The sequence below is a fragment of the Brachyspira sp. G79 genome, from assembly GCF_002379365.1.
Lineage (GTDB): Bacteria > Spirochaetota > Brachyspiria > Brachyspirales > Brachyspiraceae > Brachyspira.
This window is the reverse complement of the sequence record NZ_JQIU01000008.1, coordinates 112,576-119,585: the sequence shown is the minus strand read 5'-3', so window position 1 is coordinate 119,585 and position 7,010 is coordinate 112,576. Positions and strand designations below refer to the sequence as shown.

Sequence of the window (7,010 nt, the reverse complement as noted above, 5' to 3'; positions counted from 1 at the left end):
AAATTTAAGATATGTACACTATATAATGTTTAATATAGATAATCATATAAAAAGAAATGCAAACAAAATAAAAAAATAGAAACAATACAAAATAGAAACAGAAGGATAACAGACAATAAATGAAAGCAATTATAGTACTTCCCACATACAATGAAAAAGACAATATAGAAAAGATGATAAACACAGTATTAAATCTACCTAAATACATAGAGATTTTAGTAGTAGATGATAATAGTCCTGATGGAACTGCAAGTATTGTAGAGAAATATTTAAATAATGAGAGAGTCCATCTATTAAAAAGAGAAAAAAAAGAAGGATTAGGACCTGCATATATTGCTGGATTCAAGCATTCATTTCAATATAATCCAGACTATATAATAGAAATGGATGCTGATTTTTCTCATGATCCTAATTTTGTAATTAAATTTATAGAAAGAATGGAAGAAGAAAAACTTGATTTAGTTATAGGATCAAGATATTGCAATGGAATAAGTGTTGTTAATTGGCCTTTAAGAAGACTTTTTTTATCATACTATGGAAATAGATATGCATCATTTATATTAGGTTCAAAGATTATGGACATAACAGGCGGATTCAAATGTTTTAGAGCTTCAGTATTAAAGAAAATGAATTTTGATAATATTCTTTCTGCAGGGTATTCTTTTCAAATAGAGATGAACTATTCTTTTGAAAGCAACGGATACAAAGTAAAAGAAGAGCCTATTATATTTTATGAAAGAAGAAGCGGGCAATCTAAAATGTCTAAAAATATTATAGCTGAAGCATTATTTAGGGTTGTGCGTTTGAGATTCAGAAATAAAAAGAAATATTTCAATGTATAATGAAAAAAATAGTATACCTATTAATTATAATATTATCTTTTAGTAAAGTTACAAAAATAAATGTTGGGTATATATCAGGTTTTACTTTATATTCTGCAAATTACAATACTAAAGAAAATCAGTATATATTAAAAACTATATATTATATATAATTAAAAATTTCAAAATATATTAAACAATTTATAATAAGGACAATTTTATGAAAAAAATAATTTATATTCTTTTTATAATGATTAGCATTATATCATGCTCTAGTAAAGAAGAAGAATATAAAGTTCAAAAAACAAAAATAAGAATAGGATATTTATATGAATTTGCTGGAGCTTCTGCTGTTGCTGTAGCTAAAGAAAAAGGTTTTTTTGAAGAAGAAAATTTAGATGCTGAATTATATGAATTTTTTAACGGACATGCTGCTATTTTGTCTATGATATCAGAAGAGATTGACTTTGCTTACATTGGACATGCAGCTCATAATCTAATAATAGATGGAAAAGCACAAATTTTAATACCAAATGGAATAAGTAAGGGTGAGAAAATAATAACAGCTAGATCCAACAATATAAATACAATCTCAGATTTAAAAGGAAAAACCGTAGCTACCCATTTTGGTACATCTGGAGAAGCTATGCTGCTTGTAGCTTTAGAAAATGCTGGACTTACAAAAAAAGATATTAATTTATTAAATGTTAATATCACAAATTTAGAAAATACTCTTATAAATAAAGAAGCTGATGTTATATCTACTTGGGAGCCTTATACAACACATATAAGCGGAAGTAATTATAAAATGATTGCTGATATTACTAATTATTCTGATAAAATCATATTAACAAGCAGTTTTGTCTCTACATTGGAATATATAAATAATCATAGAGAAACAGTATCTAAATTTTCAAGAGCAATATTAAAAGCAATGGATTATAGAAAAGATCATATAGATGAGGCTGTAGAGTTTGTATCAAAACTTAATGGAAATAGTATAGATGCTATAAAACAAGAAATAGATACTGGAATATGGTTTTCTTCATCAGATATAAGTAATGCCTGCGAATCAGGGGACATATTAAAATGGTATGAAACTCAGCAGAAAGTATTTTTAGATTCAGAAATAATTGATAAAGATGTAGCAGTAACAAATTATATACAATTGGAACTATTAAAAAGTATATTAAATACTTTATAATACCATATTAACACCAATACTTCTAAATTGCTCTATAAAGTTAAAAGATGATTTATTAATGGACTGGGCATCATCTATCGTGATAGGATTATCTGAAACTATAGAAGCAACTGCAAGAGACATAGCTATTCTATGATCATTATGAGAAGTTGTTTTCCCACCTTTCAATTTTTCTATCCCCTCTATAAAAATCTCATTTTCTGTAACTTCTATTTTTGCCCCTATCTTACTAAAGCTGTCTTTAAGATCATTTATTCTGTCGCTTTCTTTGTATCTTAATCTTGAAGCATTATATAATTTTGTTTTTCCTTTTGCTGTAGAAGCAAGAGATGTTATTATAGGAGCTAAATCTGGTATATTTGCAATATCTATATCCATAGCATTAAGTCTATTTGCTTTCTTTATAGTTATAGAATTATCATCATTATAAATTATAGGTACTCCCATAAACTTAAGTATATTGAGTATTTCTTTATCACCCTGTATAGAATATTTATTAAGTCCATATAAAGTAACCTCTCCTCCTAAAGCTCCTGCAGCAGCAAAAAAAGCAGCATGCGACCAATCAGATTCAACTTCATAATCAATAAGAGAATATTCCTGATTGCCGTATACTTCTATTACATCGTTTCCTTTTCTCAAAGTTTCTATATTAGCATGTTTAAGCGTCTTTAATGTCATCATAACATAAGGTGCTGATTCAAGCTCCCCTTCTATTATAATCTTTGAATCTCCTTCCAATAAAGGCAAAGCAAATAAAAGTCCGCTTACAAATTGACTGCTAACATTACCAGCAACTTTAAACTCACCGCTTTTTAACTCTCCAGACACTTTAAGAGAATCCTCATTAAGAGAAAACTCCAGTCCCTGTTCTTTCCATATATTTTTATATACTTCCATAGGTCTTGAAAATAACTTTTTAGAACCTATAAAAGTACAATTAAGTCCAAGTGCGGATACAATAGGAATTAATAGCCTCAAACTAGTACCTGATTCTTTTACATCTATAGTTAATTCTTTTTTATATTCTTTTTTAGGAACAACTTTAAGACCGTCATCAATAAGTTCTAAATCTGCAAAATTAGAAACGGCATCTTTAGTAACTTCTATATCGATACTTACATTATCAATCCAAGGCTTTATAATATTAGGACTTTTAGATAAAGCAGAAGCTATTAAAGCTCTATGTGCATCACTTTTACTCATTTGAATATAAACAGAACCAAAAATTTCTGAAGGTTTAATAGTTAAAGGCATAACAATAACTCCTAAATATAATTTTTACTGCAATATAGAATCTACAAAACTTTCAGCATCAAATTCTTTAAAGTCATCAACCTTCTCCCCAAAGCCTCCATAATATATAGGAAGAGATAAATAATGAGCTATACTTATTGCAACTCCGCCTTTAGCAGTACTGTCTAATTTTGAAACTATAGCACCCTGTATATTTAAAGCATTTGTAAAAACCTTAGCCTGTTCTATTCCGTTATGTCCTACATTAGCATCCAATACCAATATAGGTATAAAATTAAACTCGCTGAATCTTTCAGTAGCTATCTTTTTCATTTTTTCAAGCTGTCTAACCAAATTTTCTTGATTATGAAATCTTCCAGCCGTATCAACTATTACAATATCAGCATCTGTAGCTTTTGCTTTATCCAATGCTGAAAATAATACACTTGCAGGATCTCCTGCCTGCTGCCCTTTTACTATCGTAACAGAAAGCCTATTAGCCAACTCTTCTAACTGTTCTATTGCTGCTGCTCTGAATGTATCCGCTGCTGCTAGTATTACTTTATGATCTTTCTTTAGTATATTGGCTAATTTTGCTATTGATGTAGTTTTTCCAACACCATTTACTCCAACTATAAAAAGTATATTTTTATCTTTTAATTCTATTTTTTTGGATATAAACTTTGATATTAAAATTTCTCTTAAATATTTTTTTGCTTCTATAGGATCCTTTATATTTTCTTTTTCTATAGCCTCTCTTAATTTTGAAATAATATCTTTTGTGGTCTCTACTCCTGCATCGGCCGTTATCAATATATTTTCCAAACTAGCAAAAAACTCATCGTTAATAGATGAGGTATTAAAAATTGATGATAAAGAAAATTTGCTTTTAGCACTAGTTAAAGATACTTTAGGTTTACTCTTAGATTTTTTCATCAAAATTAAAAGTATGATAAGTACAACTATAATAGCACATGCTATTATTATAATATTCATATATGACATTTATTTCTCCAATTAAAAAATATTAAAAATATTATATAGGCTATTAATATTTTTTCAAGTTGTAATTTATTATATAATATAAAAAAAGCATCGATAATAAAAATTACTATCAATGCTTCTTTTGCCTCTTTTAATAAATATTTATATATTTTTAATTAATTAAAAACTTGAAAAGAACTAGCTGTAGCATTACATAAAGGACATTTGCTAGGAGCACTTCCTGCTTCTATATATCCGCAAACTGGACATAAATAATATCCTTCTGGTAAAGTTTTATTAGCATTTAAATCCTGCATAGTTTTAGTATATAAACTAGCATGAGTTTTTTCTACAGCACCTGTTCTATTCATTAAATCAGCAACATTTTTATTTTTTTCAGCAGAAGCTACTTTACTGAATGCAGGATACATTTTTGTATATTCATAAGTTTCGCCAGCTATACCGCTTTTTAAATTATCAACATCAGAAGAAGTTTTCACAGCATTAATTGTAGCTTTTAAAGGAGATGATGATAATTTAGAAGAAATAGCGATATCATTTAAAAGTTTAGCATGTATAGCTTCAGCTGCAGAAGCTGCTCTAAACATAGCTGCCACACTTTTATTTTTTGCTACTTTAGCATATTCAGCATAAGAAGCAGAAGCGTTCATCTCACCATTATATGATTGTGATAAACCATCTAGTGTAGATTTAGCTGTTTGTCCATATACAAAACTAGCGAAAATAAATGATAATAATAAAAATAAACTAATTTTTTTAATCATACTTTTTTCCTTTTTTAATATAGTGTTTAGATTTTTATATATGAGAGGCAATCATATACGATATAAACAGTTTATTTCAAAAAAAGGTTAAATAAAAAACTAATATTTTTTATTATATTATATTTTTTTATTTAATAATGAATACGTTAAAATATTGTAAAATAATTAAAACATATGTTAGATATATATTACATTTTTTATATACTTCATACCTGTATGATGTTATCAAAAATTTACATAATTATAAATATAAAATTAATAACTATGCAATAATAAAGGGGCCTTATAAAGCCCCTTATATCATTATTATTATAAAAATATTATTTACGCATATCTTTAATAACTTTTGCTAGTATAGCCATACCTTTATCTATATCTTCTGGTTTAGAGTTAGTATAATTAAGTCTTAAAGTACCTAATCCTCTTTTAGCCTCATAGAAAGGCTCGCCTGGAACAACTGCAACTCCAGCCTCAGCAGCTTTCTTATAAAACTCAACTGCATCAATTCCTTTAGGAAGTGTAGCCCATACAAACATACCGCCTTCTGGATGAGTCCAATGCATATCATCTGGCAAATGCTTATCCATAGCTTCAAGCATATATCCGCATTGTCTTCCATACATATCTATAATTTTTTTGATATGTGCATCATAATCATTGTCTTCAAAATACTGAGTAACAACTACCTGAACAAATGTACTTGTGTGCATATCTATAAGCTGTTTATACTCTGTCATTTTTTGCATAAGCTCTTTAATTCCGCAAACTATCCAGCCTATTCTCAAACCTGGTGAAACTGTTTTTGAGAAAGTACCTAAAAGTATAGCCTGTTCTCCCAAATATGTATAAAGAGATTTTTGATGCTCACCTTTAAATCTTAATTCCCCGTAAGGATTATCTTCTATAAAGAATGTATCTTTACCTTTCATTATTTCAGCTATTTTTTCCCTTACAGCATTTGTATAAGTTATTCCTGTTGGGTTTTGGAAGTTAGGAACTGCATAAAAGAATTTATGGTCATACTTATTCATAGATTCTCTAAATTGTTCTACATCTGCTCCATCTTCATTCAAATCAATAGTTTTAATATTAGGATTATATAAATGAAATGACTGCAAAGCTGCTAAATATGACGGATCTTCTACCAAAACAGTATCATCTGGATCTACTAAGCATGAAGAAATGACATCTAAAGCCTGCTGTGAGCCATTTGTAATGAGAATATCTTTTGCTTCTACATTAACACCTTGTTTTCTGTACCTATTGGCAATAAACTCTCTTAAAGGTTCGTATCCTTGAGCACTATTGTACTGCAAAGAATAACTGCCTTTAGTTTCTAATACTTTAATAGCTGCTGCTTTTATTTCCTCTACTGGAAAAGAAGCAGGATTAGGCAATCCTCCTGCAAATGATATCAAATCACCTTTTGCAGCTACTTCTAAAATCATCTTAACAAAATTACCCTGAAAATCTTCTTGTAATGCTCTTTTTGATAATCTTAATTTCATAATCCTATCCATTTAAAAAATTTGTTAAATATTATACACTACTATTAACAATAACGCTATATTACTTTAAAATTTTTTATCAAAAAAAAGAAATTATTTGATGATTAATCAACTTGTTTCAAAACTCATAAAATAAACAATTTTATGAGTTTGTTATTTTATGCAAATTAAATAATATAAATTACTATAAAATAATAAATATTTTGCACATTGTATAAATCATATGCTTAAGCTTTATAAATGCAGTTATTTAGTTCCTTTATACCAATAAAAAACTGTGGTTTAGCATGACTATGTGCTTCACAGCAAATCGCCAACTATAATTAAAAAAATATAAATATTAACTAATTTAGTTTTGAAACAAGTCTTAAGTACTTAGTAAAAATAACATATTTTACGGCTTTAGAAAATATGCAAATTGACTCAAAAAGATATACTAAATACATTTTGCTCTGCTCACTGTACTTTAAGT

The 7,010-nt window shown here is 27.9% G+C and carries 6 protein-coding genes; 2 read left to right on the top strand and 4 right to left on the bottom strand.

Annotated features, from left to right (window positions below; translation table 11 throughout):
• Positions 1-119 precede the first annotated feature (119 nt).
• Positions 120-842, top strand: coding sequence for a polyprenol monophosphomannose synthase (locus KQ44_RS02260; protein ID WP_096736058.1), 723 nt, complete (start codon positions 120-122; stop codon positions 840-842).
• 199 nt (positions 843-1,041) lie between these two features.
• Positions 1,042-2,025, top strand: coding sequence for an ABC transporter substrate-binding protein (locus KQ44_RS02255; RefSeq protein WP_096736057.1), 984 nt, complete (start codon positions 1,042-1,044; stop codon positions 2,023-2,025).
• On the opposite strand, the gene aroA is transcribed toward KQ44_RS02255, so the two are convergent.
• The 4 genes from aroA to KQ44_RS02235 form a co-directional block, all read right to left on the bottom strand.
• A complete protein-coding gene (gene aroA, locus KQ44_RS02250; RefSeq protein WP_096736056.1) occupies positions 2,020-3,282 on the bottom strand; it encodes a 3-phosphoshikimate 1-carboxyvinyltransferase in 1,263 nt (420 codons plus the stop codon). The two genes, KQ44_RS02255 and aroA, sit on opposite strands and share 6 nt — an antisense overlap.
• Before the next feature lie 24 nt (positions 3,283-3,306).
• Positions 3,307-4,266, bottom strand: a complete 960-nt coding sequence (ftsY, locus tag KQ44_RS02245) for a signal recognition particle-docking protein FtsY (protein ID WP_096736055.1) — start codon at positions 4,264-4,266, stop codon at positions 3,307-3,309.
• Between the two features lie 155 nt (positions 4,267-4,421).
• On the bottom strand, positions 4,422-5,030 hold the full coding sequence (locus KQ44_RS02240) for a ferritin family protein (protein ID WP_096736054.1): 609 nt from the start codon (positions 5,028-5,030) through the stop codon (positions 4,422-4,424).
• A gap of 320 nt (positions 5,031-5,350) precedes the next feature.
• Positions 5,351-6,538, bottom strand: a complete 1,188-nt coding sequence (locus KQ44_RS02235; protein WP_096736053.1) for a PLP-dependent aminotransferase family protein — start codon at positions 6,536-6,538, stop codon at positions 5,351-5,353.
• Positions 6,539-7,010: the final 472 nt, after the last annotated feature.